Raw genomic sequence first — 15,826 nt, 5'->3', positions numbered from 1 at the left:
CCGCTACTGCTTGGCCAGGATGTCCACGGTGAAGACGAGGGTCGAGTTGGCCGGGATCGGCCCCTGGGCCTTGTCGCCGTAGCCGTCGGCCGGCGGGACGACGAGCAGCACGCGGCTGCCGACCTTCTTGCCCTCCAGGCCCTTGCTCCAGCCCGGGATGACACCGGCGAGCTGGAAGGTGGCCGGGGCGCCCCGGTCGTAGGAGCTGTCGAACTTCTTGCCGTCCTTCCAGAGCACGCCCTGGTACTGGACGGTCAGGGTGTCGGTGGCCTTGACGGCCTCGCCCTTGCCCTCGATGACGTAGTTGGAGACGAGCGCCTTCGGCGCGTCGGTCTTCGGCACGGTGAGCGAGGGGGCCTTGCCGTCGGTGTTGGTGCCGACCTTGGGCAGGTCCTTGTTGTCCTGGGCGACGACGGTGCCCTCGGCGGACTTCGGGACGGTGGTCGCCTTCAGGATGTCGACGACGAAGACCAGGGTGGCGCCGCCCTTGATGCTGGGCGGGGAGCCCTGCTCGCCGTAGCCGAGCTCCGGCGGGATGCCGATCTCGACGCGGCTGCCGACCTTCTGGCCCTTCAGGCCCTGGTCCCAGCCCTTGATGACCTGGCCGGCGCCCAGGGTGAGGGTGAACGGCTCGCCGCGGTCGAAGCTGTTGTCGAAGGGGGTCGTGGAGTCCCAGGTCTGGCCGAGGTAGTTGACCTGGAGGGCGTCGCCGTCCTTCGTCACCGGGCCGTCGCCCTCGCTGATGACGTTGACCTTCAGCTCCTTCGGCGGGTCGCCCTCGCCCTTGGCGAGGGTCGGCTTCTCGCCGAACTTCGCGCCCGCGGTGATGGCGGGGAGCCCGTTGGTCATCGAGGCGTTATCGGAGCCCTTGGTGTCGCTGCCGCAGGCCGCTGTGAGCAGCAGCAGCGGGACGACGAGAAGGCCGGCAATTCGGCGCACGTGTTCCTCAGATCTCAGACGGCACAGTAGTTGTCCCGACACTCTAGGGGACCCGCCCGTGACGTCCAGGGCCCCGCACGTCGCACGCGCGGGGCCCCGACCTGCTCTTGTGATCGTCCTACATACCGGCGATCAGCTTCTCCACCCGGTCGTCGACCGAGCGGAACGGGTCCTTGCAGAGGACCGTGCGCTGCGCCTGGTCGTTGAGCTTCAGGTGCACCCAGTCGACCGTGAAGTCCCGGCGCTGCTCCTGGGCGCGGCGGATGAAGTCGCCGCGGAGCCGGGCCCGGGTGGTCTGCGGGGGCACGGACTTGCCCTCGAAGATCTTCACGTCGTTGCAGATCCGCGCCGCCTGTCCGTTCTTCTGGAGCAGGTAGTACAGCCCCCGGCGGCGGTGGATGTCGTGATAGGCGAGGTCTATCTGCGCGACCCGCGGGTTCGACATGGTCATGTTGTGCTTGGCGCGGTACCGCTCGATGAGCTTGTACTTCATCACCCAGTCGATCTCCGTCTGGATGCGGTCCAGCTCCTCCTGCTCGATGGCGTCGAGCGTGCGGCCCCACAGTTCGAGCACCTGGGCGACCGTGCCGGAGCGGATGCCGCGGCGGTCGACGAAGTCGGACGCCTTCTCGAAGTACTCGCGCTGCACCTCCAGGGCGGAGGCCTCGCGGCCGCTGGCCAGCCGCACCTTGCGCTGGCCGGTGATGTCGTGGCTGACCTCGCGGATGGCCCGGATCGGGTTCTCCAGGGTCAGGTCGCGCATCACGGTGCCGGCCTCGATCATGCGCAGCACGAGGTCGGTGGCGCCGACCTTGAGCAGCATGGTCGTCTCCGACATGTTGGAGTCGCCGACGATGACGTGGAGCCGGCGGTAGCGCTCGGCGTCGGCGTGCGGCTCGTCCCGGGTGTTGATGATGGGCCGGGAGCGGGTGGTGGCGGAGCTGACGCCCTCCCAGATGTGCTCCGCCCGCTGCGAGACGCAGTAGACGGCTCCGCGCGGGGTCTGGAGGACCTTGCCCGCGCCGCAGATCAGCTGACGCGTGACCAGGAACGGGATGAGGATGTCCGCGAGGCGGGAGAACTCGCCGTGGCGGGCGACGAGATAGTTCTCGTGGCAGCCGTAGGAGTTTCCGGCGGAGTCGGTGTTGTTCTTGAAGAGATAGACGTCGCCCGCGATTCCCTCCTCGTGCAGGCGGCGTTCGGCGTCCACGAGAAGACCTTCGAGAATGCGCTCGCCGGCCTTGTCGTGGGTGACGAGTTCGATCAGGTCGTCGCATTCCGGTGTGGCGTATTCCGGATGCGAACCCACGTCGAGGTACAGGCGGGCACCGTTCCGCAGGAAGACATTGCTGCTGCGGCCCCATGACACGACTCGGCGGAAGAGGTACCGCGCCACTTCGTCAGGAGACAGTCGGCGCTGTCCCCTGAACGTGCACGTGACGCCGTACTCGTTCTCCAGCCCGAAAATGCGGCGGTCCATGTCTGAACATTACGCCTGACGGCCTGTGCTGAAACCGGGTTGGACGTTCCCGTTTCGATCATTTTCCGATCAGAGGGCGTTCTTTTCGGTGTGCACGGCGTCGGCGCCGCCCCCGCTCGCGGCGTGTCGCGACCGCCGGCCGGGCGCGTCGGGGTCGTGCAGGACCCGCCCCGTGGCGAGCAGGACGAGGAGGGCGACGACGCCTCCGACGCCGGCCACGGCGAATCCGGCGACCGTTCCGGCGAGTTCGACGGCGGGTCCCGCGGCGGCCGATCCCAGGGCGGCGCCGACCCCGAAGGTGGTGACCAGCCAGGAGAACGCCTCGGTGACGGTGCCGGCCGGCGCGTGCCGGTCCACCACGATGAACGCGCAGGCCAGTACGGGCGCGAGGAAGACGCCGGCGAGGGCCGAGAGGCCGGCCATGGCGACCGGGCCGGGGGTGAGCGTCAGCGGCAGGTAGCAGAGCGCGAGGAGGGCCACCAGCACGCGCAGCCGCCGTTCGGGCGCGCCGGCCCACTGGCGGGCGCCGTAGAGGACGCCGCCGAGGAGGGCGCCGAGGCCGAGGGCGGCCATCAGCCAGCCGTAGACGGACGGGGTGCCGCGGTCGTCGGCGTAGGCGACGGCGGCCACCGTGATGGAGCCGAGGGCGAGGCCGACGAAGAAGAAGGAGCCGAGCAGGGCGAGCAGCCCGGGCGAGCGCAGCGCGCCGAGCCAGTGGGCCTCGCGGGGTGCGGAGCGCCAGGTCCTGGAGGGCTCGGAGAGGACCACGGAGAGGGCACCGAGGACGCCGATGAGGTTGATGACCAGGAGGGCGGCGGCGGGCGACCACAGGGCGACGAGGAGGGTCACCAGGAGCGGGCCGACGGTGAACATGACCTCCTGGGCGACCGCGTCGAGGGCGTACGCGCGGTGGATCCGGTCCTCGCGGCCCAGGACGCTCGGCCACAGGGCCCGCAGGCCGCCCTCCAGGGGCGGGGTGAAGAGACCGGCGACCACGACGGCGGCGTAGGCGAGCGGGAGGGTGCCGATGCCGGCGAGGGCGAAGAGGGCCATGCCGAGGGCGGAGAGGACGGCGGCGGGCAGCTGGACGCGCGGCTGGCCCTTGAGGTCGACGGCCCGGCCGAGGAGCGGCTGCCCGACGGCGTTGGCGAGGCCGTACGCGGCGACGAGGCCGCCCGCGAGGGTGTAGCTGCCGCCCTGGTCGCGGACGAAGAGGGTCATGGCGACGGGCCCGGTGCCGTTGGGCAGCCGGCCGACCAGGGTGCCGGTGAGCAGGCGGAGCGCGTGCGGCGCCCGCAGGATGTCGCGGTAGCCGCCGTGTGCCGTGGCCTCGGTGGCCATGCGGGTCTCCCCTCCGTCGGCTCCCGCCGAGGTTTTACGTATAACTTCCGGCGTCATACGTACCATGGCGCCGTGACGCGGGTCCACCCGCGCCCGTGCCCCACCGGGCAGCGCCCCACCGACCAGCGTCCCACGCGGAGGCCCCGTGCAGACCCCCGAACCCCCCAGCGGCACCCGTCCGACCAGCAGGGACGTCGCCCGGGTGGCGGGCGTCTCGCAGGCCACCGTCTCCCTGGTGCTGGGCGAGAAGTGGCGCGGCAGGGTGTCGGAGCGCACAGCCGGCACCGTCCGGGACACGGCCCGCGAGCTCGGCTACCGGCCCAACCTCGCGGCCCGCAACCTGCGCCTCGGCCGCACCCGCACCGCCCTGCTCGTCGTCCCCGCGCTCACCAACGAGTTCTTCGCCCACGTGTACACCGGCGCGGCGGCGGTCGCCGCCGACCACGGTTTCGGCGTCGTCCTCTACCCCTCCCCCGACGGCGTCGGCCCCGCCCGCGACCCCTTCGCCTCCGCCCAGGCCGCCCTGGACGGCGTGCTGGCCTCCTCGATGGCCACCGAGGCCCTGGGCGCCTTCCGGGGCAGCGACCTGCCCCTCGTCATGCTCGACAGCGACCCGTCCGAGCCCGGCGCCGCCGCGCACCTGAACCTCGACGTCGCCGACGGGATGCGCCGGGTCACCGACCACCTGCTGGCGCTGGGCCACCGCAGCTTCCTGCACCTGGCGTCCGCCGTGCCCTCGTGGACCTTCGACGTCCGCGCCGCCGCGCTCGCCGACGCCCTGCGCGGCACCGGACTGCGCACCGTCCGGTCGTCGCTCGACGTGGCCGGCGCCCGGGAGGCGGCCGCCCTCGCCCTCGGCGGCCCGGGGCCCCGGCCCACGGCGGTGGTCTGCGACGACGACATCCTCGCGGTCGGGGTGCTGAAGGCCGCCCGCCGGCTGGGGCTGCGCGTCCCGGAGGACCTGTCGATCACCGGTTTCGACGACCTGGCCCTGGCCGGCGCGGTCGAGCCCGAGCTCACCACGGTCCGGCTGCCCGCCGAGGAGTTCGGGCGGCGGGGCATGGAGGCGCTCCTCGCCGTCCTGGCGGGCGAACCGGCCCCGCCGGTCACCCTGCCCGTCGCCCTCGTCGCCCGGGGCTCCAGCGGCCCGGCACCGGCCGTCTGAGCCCCGACCGCGCGGAGGGCCCCCGTCCTGGTGGACGGGGGCCCTCCGCGCGTTCGGGGCGACTACTCCTCGGAGACCTCGTCCGAGGGCTCGTCCGTCTTCGCCAGGGCCGCGTTGTCCGCCTCCAGGAGACGGACCAGCTGACGGCCGACGATGCGCTTGAACTTCCGCTGCTGCGGACGCGTCCGGTCCAGGACCGCTACCTCCAGGCGCTCCGCGGGGATCTCCCGCTCGGTGCCGTTGGTGTCCCGGGAGAGCGCCTGCACCGCCAGCTTCAGGGCCTCCGCGAGGGACATCCCGTCCCGGTGGCGCTGGTCGAGGAAGGAGCTGATCTGCTCGGCGTTGCCGCCCACCGCGACCGAGCCGTGCTCGTCCACGATGGAGCCGTCGTGCGGCAGCCGGTAGATCTGGTCCCCGGCCGGCTCGGCGCCGACCTCGGCGACGACCAGCTCCACCTCGTACGGCTTCTCGCCGGCGCTGGAGAAGATCGTGCCCAGCGTCTGCGCGTACACGTTGGCCAGGCCGCGCGCGGTCACGTCGTCCCGGTCGTAGGTGTAGCCGCGCAGGTCGGCGTAGCGGACGCCGCCGATGCGGAGGTTCTCGTACTCGTTGTACTTGCCGGCGGCGGCGAAGCCGATCCGGTCGTAGATCTCGCTGAACTTGTGCAGGGCGCGGGACGGGTTCTCGCCGACGAAGACGATGCCGTCGGCGTACTGGAGGACCACCAGGCTGCGGCCGCGCGCGATGCCCTTGCGGGCGTACTCCGCGCGGTCGGCCATGGCCTGCTGGGGGGAGACGTAGAACGGTGTCGACACCGGCGCTCGTCCCTTTCTTCTGGGCTGTGAGGGGGCGACGTGCGGATCAGAGCAGGGCGGCGCGCGGTCCGTCCGGCTGCTCCAGACGCCGCTCGGTGACGGAGCGGGCCAGCTCGGAGGACTCCGCCTCGGTGAGCCGGCGGAAGCCCTCGTCGGTGATGACGGTGACGATCGGGAAGATCCGGCGGGCCAGGTCCGGGCCACCGGTCGCGGAGTCGTCGTCCGCCGCGTCGTACAGCGCCTGCACGACCAGGGTGGTCGCCTGCTGCTCGGTGAGGTCCTCGCGGTACAGCTTCTTCATGGAGCCGCGGGCGAAGATCGAGCCCGAGCCGGTCGCGGCGTACCCGTGCTCCTCGGAGCGGCCGCCGGTCACGTCGTAGGAGAAGATCCGGCCCTTCTCCCTGCCCTCGTCCCAGCCCGCGAAGAGCGGGACCACGGCGAGGCCCTGCATGGCCATGCCGAGGTTGCTGCGGATCATGGTGGAGAGCCGGTTCGCCTTGCCCTCGAGGGAGAGCGTGGCGCCCTCCACCTTCTCGAAGTGCTCCAGCTCCAGCTGGAAGAGCTTGACCATCTCGACGGCGAGGCCGGCGGTGCCCGCGATGCCGACCGCCGAGTACTCGTCCGCCGGGAACACCTTCTCGATGTCCCGCTGCGCGATCATGTTGCCCATGGTGGCGCGCCGGTCACCGGCGAGCACGACGCCCCCGGGGAACGTGGCGGCCACGATGGTCGTGCCGTGCGGAGCCTCGACGATCCCGTCCGGCAGCTTCCGGTTCCCCGGGAGCGATTCCGGCGAGTGGTCGGCGAGGAAGTCCATGAACGAGGAGGAGCCCGGCGTCAGGAAGGCCGCCGGCAGACGCCCGATGCTACGAGGGTTGGCTTCCACGCGATTCCTTCCGGGTGGGTGAGAAGGGCCCGCCCCTGACACGCGCGGGCCGATCTTGATTGCTGTGTACGGACCTTACCCGTGCGAGAGCCTGTCATCCGTCCCCGGGCCCACGGCTTCTTCCGGGGCTCCGGGGACGGGGAACGACAGGTGGGAGGCGGCTACTCGCCGCCCTTCTGCACGAAGGACCGCACGAACTCCTCGGCGTTCTCCTCGAGGACGTCGTCGATCTCGTCCAGGACGGAGTCCACGTCCTCGCTGAGCTTCTCCTGGCGTTCCTTGAGGTCGGAGTTCGCCTCGGTGGTGGTCTCCTCGACCTCTTCCGTGGAACGCGTCGCCTTCTGCTGTCCGCCGCCGGTGTCCTTGGTCGCCATTTCCTCACCCCGCTCTAATCGGAATGCCCGGGCAGGTGCTGCTGGTCCTGCAAGATCAGACCCTACAAGCCGGGACTGACATCGGCCCCCGCATTTCCGCAACGTCCGGGCACTGCTTCCATGATTCCCAGGACCCGGGTATTTCAGGCCCCGTTCAGGTATCGAATCAGCTGCCGGAGAGAACCCTGACGAGTTCCTCCGCCGTACGGCAGCGGTCCAGGAGGGCCGCCACATGGGCCTTGGTGCCGCGCAGCGGCTCCAGGGTCGGGACGCGCTGGAGCGAGTCGCGGCCCGGCAGGTCGAAGATCACCGAGTCCCAGGACGCGGCGGCGACGTCGTCGGCGTACTGCTCCAGGCAGCGGCCCCGGAAATAGGCCCTGGTGTCCTCCGGAGGGGCCGTCTGGGCCCGTACCACCTCGGCCTCGTCCAGGAGCCGCTTCATGCGGCCGCGAGCCACCAGGCGGTTGTACAGCCCCTTGTCGGGCCGCACGTCCGCGTACTGGAGGTCCACCAGGTGCAGCCGGGGCGCGTCCCAGTCCAGGCCGTCACGGCGCCGGTAGCCCTCCATGAGCTCCCGCTTGGCGATCCAGTCCAGCTCGCCGGCCAGGCTCATCGGGTCGTTCTCGAGGCGGTTGAGGGTGTCCTCCCACCGGGAGAGGACGTCCTTGGTCTGGTCGTCGGCGTCGGAGCCGTACCGCTCGTCCACGTACTTCCTGGCCAGCTCGAAGTACTCCATCTGGAGCTGGACGGCGGTGAGTGTCCGGCCGCTGCGCAGCGTGACGAGGTACTGGAGGCTCGGGTCGTGGGAGACGTGGTGGAGGGTGCGGACGGGCTGGTCGACGGCGAGGTCGACGGTGATGAAGCCGTCCTCGATCATGGAGAGGACGAGCGCGGTGGTGCCGAGCTTGAGGTAGGTGGAGATCTCGGAGAGGTTGGCGTCCCCGATGATCACGTGGAGCCGGCGGTACTTCTCGGCGTCGGCGTGCGGCTCGTCGCGGGTGTTGATGATGGGGCGCTTGAGGGTGGTCTCCAGGCCGACCTCGACCTCGAAGTAGTCGGCGCGCTGGCTGATCTGGAAGCCGTTCTCGCGGCCGTCCTGGCCGATGCCGACCCGGCCCGCGCCGGTGACGACCTGCCGGGAGACGAAGAAAGGCGTCAGGTGCCGCACGATGTCCGAGAAGGGGGTCTCCCGCTTCATCAGGTAGTTCTCGTGCGTGCCGTAGGACGCGCCCTTGTTGTCGGTGTTGTTCTTGTAGAGGTGGATGGGCTGGGCGCCGGGGAGCTGGGCGGCGCGCTCGGCCGCCTCGGCCATGATCCGCTCGCCGGCCTTGTCCCACAGGACGGCGTCGCGCGGGTTGGTGACCTCGGGGGCGCTGTACTCGGGGTGGGCGTGGTCCACGTAGAGCCGGGCGCCGTTGGTGAGGATCACGTTGGCGAGGCCGATGTCCTCGTCGGTGAGCTGGCTGGAGTCGGCGACCTCGCGGGCGAGGTCGAAGCCGCGGGCGTCCCGCAGCGGGTTCTCCTCCTCGAAGTCCCAGCGGGCGCGGCGCGCCCGGTGCATCGCCGCGGCGTAGGCGTTGACGATCTGGGACGAGGTGAGCATGGCATTGGCGTTCGGGTGTCCCGGGACGGAGATCCCGTACTCCGTCTCGATGCCCATTACTCGCCGTACGGTCATGCGGCCCTCCTTGCCCGGCGGCGCTCAGTGCGCGACTCGGCGGTACCGAAGAGCCTAGAGCGGCTCCGCGCTGGTGGGGAGATCGTTTGCGGTATTTCCCGGATGTGGCCGGGAGTTTTTCCGGTGAGAATGCGACGGCTGCGGATGCCCGGTTTCCGGACATCCGCAGCCGGTGTGCGCTTTTACAGGTACTGACCGGTGTTGGCCACCGTGTCGATGGAGCGCCCGGTGTCCGCGCCCTGCTTTCCGGTGACGAGGGTGCGGATGAAGACGATCCGCTCGCCCTTCTTTCCGGAGATTCGGGCCCAGTCGTCGGGGTTGGTGGTGTTGGGCAGGTCCTCGTTCTCCTTGAACTCGTCCACGCACGCCTGGAGGAGGTGGGAGACGCGGATGCCCTTCTGGTCGTGGTCGAGGAATGCCTTGATGGCCATCTTCTTGGCCCGGTCGACGATGTTCTGGATCATCGCGCCGGAGTTGAAGTCCTTGAAGTACAGGACTTCCTTGTCACCGTTGGCGTACGTGACTTCGAGGAAGCGGTTCTCCTCGGACTCGGCGTACATCTGCTCGACGACGGACTGGATCATTCCGTGGGCGGCGGCGGCCTTGGAGCCGCTGTGCTCGGAGACGTCGTCCGTGTGGAGCGGAAGGTTGGCGGTGAGGTACTTCGCGAAGATGTCCTTCGCCGCCTCGGCGTCCGGACGCTCGATCTTGATCTTGACGTCGAGCCGGCCGGGCCTCAGGATCGCGGGGTCGATCATGTCCTCGCGGTTGGAGGCGCCGATCACGATCACGTTCTCCAGGCCCTCGACGCCGTCGATCTCGGCGAGCAGCTGGGGGACGATGGTGTTCTCCACGTCCGAGCTGACGCCGGATCCGCGGGTGCGGAAGAGCGACTCCATCTCGTCGAAGAAGACGATGACGGGGGTGCCTTCGCTGGCCTTCTCGCGGGCCCGCTGGAAGACCAGGCGGATGTGCCGCTCGGTCTCGCCGACGTACTTGTTGAGGAGCTCGGGGCCCTTGATGTTGAGGAAGTAGGACTTCCCCGCGGGCTGGCCGGTGACCTCGGCGACCTTCTTGGCCAGGGAGTTGGCGACGGCCTTGGCGATGAGCGTCTTGCCGCAGCCCGGCGGCCCGTAGAGCAGGATGCCCTTGGGCGGCCGCAGTTCGTGCTCCTTGAACAGGTCGGGGTAGAGGTACGGAAGCTCGACCGCGTCGCGGATCAGCTCGATCTGGTTGCCCAGGCCGCCGATCTTCTCGTAGTCGACGTCCGGGACCTCCTCGAGGACGAGTTCCTCGACCTCGCTCTTGGGCACGACCTCGTAGACGTAGCCGGACCTGGAGTCGAAGAGCAGGGCGTCGCCGGCGCGGATGGTGACGTCCAGCAGAGGCTCGGCGAGCCTCACCACCCTCTCCTCGTCGGTGTGCCCCACCACCAGGGCGCGCTCGCCGTCCTCAAGGATCTCCTTGAGGGTGACGATGTCCCCGGCGCGCTCGAACTCCATGGCCTCGACCACGTTGAGCGCTTCGTTGAGCATGACTTCCTGGCCGCGCCGGAGCTCCTCGAGCTCGACGCCGGGACTCACGTTCACCCGGAGCTTGCGGCCCCCGGTGAAGATGTCGCACGTACCGTCCTCATTGGCCTGCAGGAAGACACCGAAACCGGCCGGCGGCTGTGCGAGCCGGTCGACCTCCTCCTTGAGGGCCACGATCTGGTCGCGTGCCTCACGGAGCGTGTTCGCCAGCCTTTCGTTCTGCGCGGACACGCCGGCCAGGTTCGTCTGCAGCTCGACGATCCGCTCTTCGAGAATCCTCGTGTGTCGCGGAGAGTCGGCGAGCTTGCGGCGCAGGACGGCGATTTCCTGCTCGAGATAGGCAACCTGGCCGGCGGGGTCTTCAGACCCCCGCCCCGGCCGGATGCCGCGGTTGATGTCGTCGTCGTGGGCTGCCACGGTCCTCACCTCCTCCAAGGGGAGCTGGACGCATCCTGACCCTACCTGCGTGGGTGATGATTGAAACCCCTAGATCAAAAAGACTCCGGGGTGTGTCCGATCTTCACCCTTGCGCTTCCCCTCTCGCCAGGGGAATACCCACCCTTCACGCTCTGAAAGCGGGCAGTTGTATCGTCGTGAGGGTTCAACACCCGCGGGTCGCGGCCTCAATTGTCCGCGCGGAGCAGAAACGGCAGAAGAGATGAGCGTGCAGCACGAGTCGCCGGCCGACGGGGCCGAGGAGGCTCTGGAGGTCTGGATCGACCAGGACCTGTGCACCGGGGACGGGATCTGCGCCCAGTACGCTCCCGAGGTCTTCGAACTGGACATCGACGGGCTCGCGTATGTGAAGAGCGCCGACGACGAGCTGCTGCAGGACGCGGGGGCGACGACCCCGGTGCCGCTGCCGCTGCTGCAGGACGTGGTGGACTCCGCGAAGGAGTGCCCGGGCGACTGCATCCATGTGCGGCGGGTCCGGGACCGCGTCGAGGTGTACGGCCCCGACGCGGAGTGACGGGTCAGGCGCCGCGTGCCTCCGCGCCCGCGGAGCGGACGAAGGCGCCCCCGGTCCAGTCCCAGCCGACCTGCTCCTTCTCGTCGGGGCAGCAGCTGGGGACGTCGGGGGACGAGTAGCCGAGCAGGGTGGCGCGGACGGCTCCGTCGCGGATCGCGAGGCCGGTGACGCTGCGCTGCTCGCGCGGGTCGACGAGGGTGGCCACCACGCGCGCGGAGGCGTCGTCGCCGCGGCCGCGGGTGAGCACGTACAGACCGGCGGGCGGGGTTCCGGATCCGGCTTCGCAGTGTACGACCGCAACGGTCTCGGGCTTCCCGTCGCCGTCCAGGTCGCCGGTGGCGCGCTGGGCGACGCGGTGCGGCGCGCCCCCGCACCGGAGCGGGTAGTCCGCCGTGTCGGCGTCCGGCGCGGCGGCCGGGCCGGGGGCCGCGGAGGCGGAAGCGGAAGCAGTGGCGGGGCCCGCTTCGGCGGCCCGGGCGGCCAGGGCGCCGGCGAGGGCGACGACCGCGGCGGTCGCGGTGGCGGTGGCCAACCAGTGCAGCGGCCGGGCGTGGGTGTGCGCGAGGTCCACGGGGTCCGGGGCGGCGGAGGGCTGCACGCGAGACGTCTCCTGTGAGGGTCGTGCCGAGGGGTTGCGGGCATCGTGCCACACGTCACAGGCCCGCGGAACAGTCGGGGGTACCGAACAGGGGTGCCGCGCGGGGATCCGAACGCGGCGACGCCGCCGTCCGGTTCCCCGCGGCGCGGGGTGGGAGGACGGCGGCGTCGCCGGGATCCTGTCGGGGTGTCAGCCCTTGTTGGGGCCGTCGTAGTCCTCGCCGTAGGCGCCCTTGGCGGGGCGGCGGCGGCGCATCGGGGGCTCGACGCCGTCCGCGAGGCGGCGGGCGGTGACGAGGAAGCCGGTGTGGCCGATCATGCGGTGATCGGGGCGCACGGCCAGGCCCTCGACGTGCCAGTTGCGGATCATGGATTCCCAGGGCTGCGGCTCGGCGTAGCAGCCGATCTCGCGGATGGACTCCACGGTGCGGGCGAGCTGGGTGGTGGTGGCCACGTAGCAGCAGAGGATGCCGCCGGGGACGAGGCTCTTGGAGACGGCCTCCAGGCACTCCCAGGGGGCGAGCATGTCGAGGATGACCCGGTCGACGTCGGTGTCGGTCAGGTTGTCCTGGAGGTCGCCGACGGTGAGCTGCCAGGCCGGGTGGGGGCCGCCGAAGTAGCGCTCGACGTTGCCCTTCGCGATCTCGGCGAAGTCCTCGCGGCGCTCGTAGGAGTGCAGCATGCCGCTGTCGCCGATGGCGCGGAGCAGGAAGCTGCTGAGCGAGCCGGAACCCACGCCGGCCTCCACGACGCGCGCGCCGGGGAAGATGTCGGCGAAGGCGAGGATCTGTCCCGCGTCCTTCGGGTAGACCACGGCGGCGCCGCGGGGCATGGACAGGACGTAGTCGGGGAGCAGGGGGCGCAGCGCGAGGTAGGCGACGTTTCCGGTGGTGCGGACAACGCTGCCCTCGGGTGCGCCGATCAGCTCGTCGTGCGGGAAGGAACCCTTGTGGGTGTGGAAGTTCTTTCCCTCTTCGAGCGTGAACGTGTAGTGGCGGCCCTTGGGGTCGGTCAGCTGAACCTGGTCCCCGACCTTGAAGGGCCCGCGTCGGCGGGCGGCACCGGTCGGTTCGGACATGGGAACAGAGTACCGGTGTTACTGGGACGGTCGTGCCATGGCCTTGACGAAGGCGCGCTCGACGTCGGTGGTGGCGAGGACGCCGTAGATCTCGCCGGTCTCCTCGATGACGAGGTACTCGGTGGCCGGGGTGGCCCGGAGGTGGTCGAGGAGGGGCTGGCCGGTGAGTTCGGCGGGGACGCGCATGCCGTCGGTCAGGTCCTGGGCGAGGGTGGTGACGGCGACCCAGGGGCGGCGGTGCTGGGGGACGGCGGCGATGGCGGCCTCGCGGACGATGCCGGTGGGGCTGCCGGTGCCGTCGACGACGACGAGGGCGCGGGCGCCGGCCTCGTTGGCGCGGCGCAGCGCCTCGGAGAGGGGGGTGTCGGGTTCGACCGGGATGGCGCGGCGGGTGAGGGCACGGGCGCGGAGGTCGGGGAGGTGTTCGCGGAGGCGGGCCATGCGGAGGCTGTTGCCGGCCCCGGTCCAGATGATGGCGGCCAGGATGGCGGCGAGGAGGGCGTCGGTGACGGTGGTGAAGCCGTCGATGTCGGCGGTGGAGTTGCCGAGCCAGCCGGTGCGGGTGAGGAGGGGGAGGCCGATGAGGACGGTGACGGCGAGCGCGCGGCCGACCCAGGCGGCGGCGACGGTGCCGCTCATGGGCTTGCCGGTGATCTTCCAGACGACCGCGCGGAGCATCCGGCCGCCGTCGAGGGGCAGGCCCGGGAGGAGGTTGAAGATCGCCACGATGAGGTTGGAGATCATCAGGCCGGCGAGGAGGACGCCGGGCACGGTGCCGGGCTCGACGGCGTGCATGGCGAGGTAGAAGAGGCCGGCGAGGACGAGGGAGAGGAGCGGGCCGACGAAGGCGAGGACGAATTCGCGGCCGGGGGTCTCGGACTCCTTCTCGATCTCGGAGACGCCGCCGAAGAACTGGAGCTGGATGCGCCGCACGGGGAGCTTGAAGCGGAGGGCGGCGATGGTGTGGGCGAGCTCGTGGACGAGGACGGAGGCGTAGAAGGCGACGGCGAAGAAGAGGGAGACCAGGTAGCGGGCGGCGCCGAGCTCGGGCAGGACCCGTTCGATCTGGTCGCCGAAGACCCAGGTGATGAGGGCGGCGACGAGGAACCAGCTGGGGGCGACGTAGACGGGCACGCCGAAGGGCCGTCCCATGAGGATCCCGCCGCCGGGCTCCTCGGTCCGCTGCGGCTTGGGCTCGTCCTGGTTCACGGGTTCCTCTCGTCGCCGGGGGTGACCGCGCCGGTGCGTCACGGGTCGATCATGCAGCGCGACGGGTCATGCGTCGATGGTATGCGGATCGTTGTCGGTGGCGGGCCGTAGGGTCTGTGTCATGAGTACGAGCGAGCGGCTCCCGGAGGGGCCCCGGGCGCCCATGTCGCTGTCGCCTTCCCGGGCGAGCGACTTCATGCAGTGTCCCCTGTTGTACCGGTTCCGGGTGATCGACCGGCTGCCGGAGAAGCCGAGCGCGGCGGCGACGCGGGGGACGCTGGTGCACGCGGTGCTGGAGCGGCTCTTCGACGATCCGGCGGCGGAGCGCACGGTGCCGCGGGCGAAGGCGATGGTCCCGGGGCAGTGGGACCGGCTCCTGGAGTCGCGGCCGGAGCTGGGCGAGCTGTTCGCGGACGATCCGGCGGGCGAGCGGCTCGGGCAGTGGCTGGCGGAGGCCGAGTCGCTGGTGGAGCGGTGGTTCACGCTGGAGGACCCGGCGCGGCTGGAGCCGGCCGAGCGCGAGCTGTTCGTGGAGACGGAGCTGGCGTCGGGGCTGCGGCTGCGCGGCGTGATCGACCGGGTGGACGTGGCGCCGACGGGCGAGGTGCGGATCGTCGACTACAAGACGGGGAAGGCGCCGCGGCCGGAGTACCGCGAGGGCGCGCTGTTCCAGATGACGTTCTACGCGCTGGTGGTGTGGCGGCTGAAGGGCGTGATCCCGCGCCGGCTCCAGCTGGTGTACCTGGGCAGCGGGGACGTGCTCACCTACGACCCGGTGGAGGCGGACCTGCGGCGGGTGGAGCGGAAGCTGCACGCGCTGTGGGACGCGATCCGGACGGCGACGGAGACGGGCGACTGGCGGCCCCGGCCGACGAAGCTGTGCGGCTGGTGCGATCACCAAGCGGTGTGTCCGGAGTTCGGGGGGACTCCCCCGGCGTATCCGCTGGAGATCGTTTCCGCGCGCCCGGCGGAGTCGGGCGAATCGGGGCAGGGCAGAATGGGCGACGACCGGCCCGCCTCGTGAAGGAGCCCCTGTGACGATTCGCGTCCTCCTGGTCGACGACCAGCCGCTGCTGCGCACCGGTTTCCGGATGATCCTGGAGGCGGAGCAGGACCTGGCGGTGGTGGGAGAGGCCGGTGACGGTCTGCAGGCACTGGACCAGGTGCGGGCGCTCCAGCCCGACGTGGTGCTGATGGACATCCGGATGCCGCGGATGGACGGGGTCGAGGCGACCCGGCAGATCACCGGGCCGGGCCGGGACGGTCCGGCGAAGGTGCTGGTGCTGACCACCTTCGACCTGGACGAGTACGTGGTGGAGGCGCTGCGCGCGGGCGCCAGCGGCTTCCTGCTGAAGGACGCCCCGGCGACGGAGCTGGTGCAGGCGATCCGGGTGGTGGCGGCGGGCGAGGCGATGCTGGCCCCGTCGATCACGCGGCGGCTGCTCGACAAGTACTCGGCGCATCTGCCGACGGGCGAGGAGCAGGTGCCGGACACGCTGGGCACGCTGACCGACCGCGAGGTGGAGGTGCTGAAGCTGGTGGCCCGCGGCCTGTCGAACGCGGAGATCGCGGCGGACCTGTTCGTGAGCGAGACCACGGTGAAGACGCACGTGGGCCATGTGCTGACGAAGCTGGGCCTGCGCGACCGGGTGCAGGCGGCGGTGTACGCGTACGAGAGCGGTCTGGTGCGCCCGGGGGCCAACGGCCAGTAGGGCGGAGCGGTACGGCGGAGGGCCCGGCGCGCGGGATGCGCGCCGGGCCC

At 70.9% G+C, this 15,826-nt stretch carries 15 protein-coding genes; 4 read left to right on the top strand and 11 right to left on the bottom strand.

Going from position 1 to position 15,826, the window contains the following annotated elements:
* Nucleotides 1–3 precede the first annotated feature (3 nt).
* The 3 genes from IE321_RS23895 to IE321_RS23885 form a co-directional block, all read right to left on the bottom strand.
* Nucleotides 4–939, bottom strand: coding sequence for an FKBP-type peptidyl-prolyl cis-trans isomerase (locus IE321_RS23895; RefSeq protein WP_190224452.1), 936 nt, complete (start codon nucleotides 937–939; stop codon nucleotides 4–6).
* A 118-nt stretch (nucleotides 940–1,057) separates the two neighbouring features.
* The gene (pafA, locus tag IE321_RS23890) at nucleotides 1,058–2,419 is read right to left on the bottom strand and encodes a Pup--protein ligase (protein WP_030759634.1); all 1,362 of its coding nucleotides are present in this window, start codon (nucleotides 2,417–2,419) and stop codon (nucleotides 1,058–1,060) included.
* A gap of 69 nt (nucleotides 2,420–2,488) precedes the next feature.
* The gene (locus tag IE321_RS23885) at nucleotides 2,489–3,760 is read right to left on the bottom strand and encodes an MFS transporter (protein ID WP_190224451.1); all 1,272 of its coding nucleotides are present in this window, start codon (nucleotides 3,758–3,760) and stop codon (nucleotides 2,489–2,491) included.
* 145 nt (nucleotides 3,761–3,905) lie between these two features.
* Between IE321_RS23885 and IE321_RS23880 the strand changes: the two genes are divergently transcribed.
* Nucleotides 3,906–4,925 carry a LacI family DNA-binding transcriptional regulator gene (locus IE321_RS23880; protein WP_190224450.1) on the top strand — a complete coding sequence of 340 codons (1,020 nt, stop codon included), beginning with the start codon at nucleotides 3,906–3,908 and terminating at the stop codon, nucleotides 4,923–4,925.
* Between the two features lie 62 nt (nucleotides 4,926–4,987).
* Here IE321_RS23880 and prcA read toward each other — a convergent pair whose 3' ends face one another.
* The 5 genes from prcA to arc form a co-directional block, all read right to left on the bottom strand.
* Nucleotides 4,988–5,740 carry a proteasome subunit alpha gene (gene prcA, locus IE321_RS23875; RefSeq protein ID WP_043230695.1) on the bottom strand — a complete coding sequence of 251 codons (753 nt, stop codon included), beginning with the start codon at nucleotides 5,738–5,740 and terminating at the stop codon, nucleotides 4,988–4,990.
* A 46-nt stretch (nucleotides 5,741–5,786) separates the two neighbouring features.
* Nucleotides 5,787–6,626 carry a proteasome subunit beta gene (gene prcB, locus IE321_RS23870; protein ID WP_190224449.1) on the bottom strand — a complete coding sequence of 280 codons (840 nt, stop codon included), beginning with the start codon at nucleotides 6,624–6,626 and terminating at the stop codon, nucleotides 5,787–5,789.
* A gap of 161 nt (nucleotides 6,627–6,787) precedes the next feature.
* On the bottom strand, nucleotides 6,788–7,000 hold the full coding sequence (locus IE321_RS23865; protein WP_043230691.1) for a ubiquitin-like protein Pup: 213 nt from the start codon (nucleotides 6,998–7,000) through the stop codon (nucleotides 6,788–6,790).
* 166 nt (nucleotides 7,001–7,166) lie between these two features.
* Complete coding sequence (dop, locus tag IE321_RS23860) at nucleotides 7,167–8,678, bottom strand: depupylase/deamidase Dop (RefSeq protein WP_043230688.1); 1,512 nt, start codon at nucleotides 8,676–8,678, stop codon at nucleotides 7,167–7,169.
* Between the two features lie 182 nt (nucleotides 8,679–8,860).
* The gene (arc, locus tag IE321_RS23855) at nucleotides 8,861–10,627 is read right to left on the bottom strand and encodes a proteasome ATPase (protein ID WP_043230685.1); all 1,767 of its coding nucleotides are present in this window, start codon (nucleotides 10,625–10,627) and stop codon (nucleotides 8,861–8,863) included.
* A 241-nt stretch (nucleotides 10,628–10,868) separates the two neighbouring features.
* Between arc and IE321_RS23850 the strand changes: the two genes are divergently transcribed.
* Nucleotides 10,869–11,180, top strand: a complete 312-nt coding sequence (locus tag IE321_RS23850) for a ferredoxin (protein WP_043230683.1) — start codon at nucleotides 10,869–10,871, stop codon at nucleotides 11,178–11,180.
* Nucleotides 11,181–11,184: 4 nt separating this feature from the next.
* On the opposite strand, the gene IE321_RS23845 is transcribed toward IE321_RS23850, so the two are convergent.
* The 3 genes from IE321_RS23845 to IE321_RS23835 form a co-directional block, all read right to left on the bottom strand.
* Nucleotides 11,185–11,778 (bottom strand): hypothetical protein, encoded by a 594-nt coding sequence (locus tag IE321_RS23845; protein ID WP_190224448.1) that lies wholly within the window; start codon nucleotides 11,776–11,778, stop codon nucleotides 11,185–11,187.
* Between the two features lie 189 nt (nucleotides 11,779–11,967).
* Nucleotides 11,968–12,855, bottom strand: a complete 888-nt coding sequence (locus IE321_RS23840; RefSeq protein WP_031013975.1) for a tRNA (adenine-N1)-methyltransferase — start codon at nucleotides 12,853–12,855, stop codon at nucleotides 11,968–11,970.
* Nucleotides 12,856–12,873: 18 nt separating this feature from the next.
* The gene (locus tag IE321_RS23835) at nucleotides 12,874–14,007 is read right to left on the bottom strand and encodes a site-2 protease family protein (RefSeq protein ID WP_226651917.1); all 1,134 of its coding nucleotides are present in this window, start codon (nucleotides 14,005–14,007) and stop codon (nucleotides 12,874–12,876) included.
* A gap of 178 nt (nucleotides 14,008–14,185) precedes the next feature.
* On the opposite strand from IE321_RS23835, the gene IE321_RS23830 reads away from it, so the two are divergent.
* Nucleotides 14,186–15,088: a RecB family exonuclease gene (locus tag IE321_RS23830; protein WP_226651726.1), complete on the top strand. Its 903-nt coding sequence runs from the start codon at nucleotides 14,186–14,188 to the stop codon at nucleotides 15,086–15,088.
* Between the two features lie 10 nt (nucleotides 15,089–15,098).
* A complete protein-coding gene (locus IE321_RS23825) occupies nucleotides 15,099–15,776 on the top strand; it encodes a response regulator (RefSeq protein WP_043230673.1) in 678 nt (225 codons plus the stop codon).
* Nucleotides 15,777–15,826: the final 50 nt, after the last annotated feature.

The sequence above is a fragment of the Streptomyces hydrogenans genome (assembly GCF_014656075.1).
GTDB lineage: Bacteria > Actinomycetota > Actinomycetes > Streptomycetales > Streptomycetaceae > Streptomyces > Streptomyces hydrogenans.
Note: the sequence above shows the minus strand (reverse complement) of the source record. Positions and strands in the feature narration are given on the sequence as shown.

Bases quoted from the DNA above. Each gene is read 5' to 3' on its own strand.
- IE321_RS23830 (WP_226651726.1), top strand. From the start codon at position 14,186: ATGAGTACGAGCGAGCGGCTCCCGGAGGGGCCCCGGGCGCCCATGTCG.
- IE321_RS23885 (WP_190224451.1), bottom strand. From the start codon at position 3,760: ATGGCCACCGAGGCCACGGCACACGGCGGCTACCGCGACATCCTGCGG.
- pafA (WP_030759634.1), bottom strand. From the start codon at position 2,419: ATGGACCGCCGCATTTTCGGGCTGGAGAACGAGTACGGCGTCACGTGC.
- IE321_RS23850 (WP_043230683.1), top strand. From the start codon at position 10,869: ATGAGCGTGCAGCACGAGTCGCCGGCCGACGGGGCCGAGGAGGCTCTG.
- IE321_RS23835 (WP_226651917.1), bottom strand. From the start codon at position 14,007: ATGGGACGGCCCTTCGGCGTGCCCGTCTACGTCGCCCCCAGCTGGTTC.
- IE321_RS23865 (WP_043230691.1), bottom strand. From the start codon at position 7,000: ATGGCGACCAAGGACACCGGCGGCGGACAGCAGAAGGCGACGCGTTCC.
- dop (WP_043230688.1), bottom strand. From the start codon at position 8,678: ATGACCGTACGGCGAGTAATGGGCATCGAGACGGAGTACGGGATCTCC.
- IE321_RS23840 (WP_031013975.1), bottom strand. From the start codon at position 12,855: ATGTCCGAACCGACCGGTGCCGCCCGCCGACGCGGGCCCTTCAAGGTC.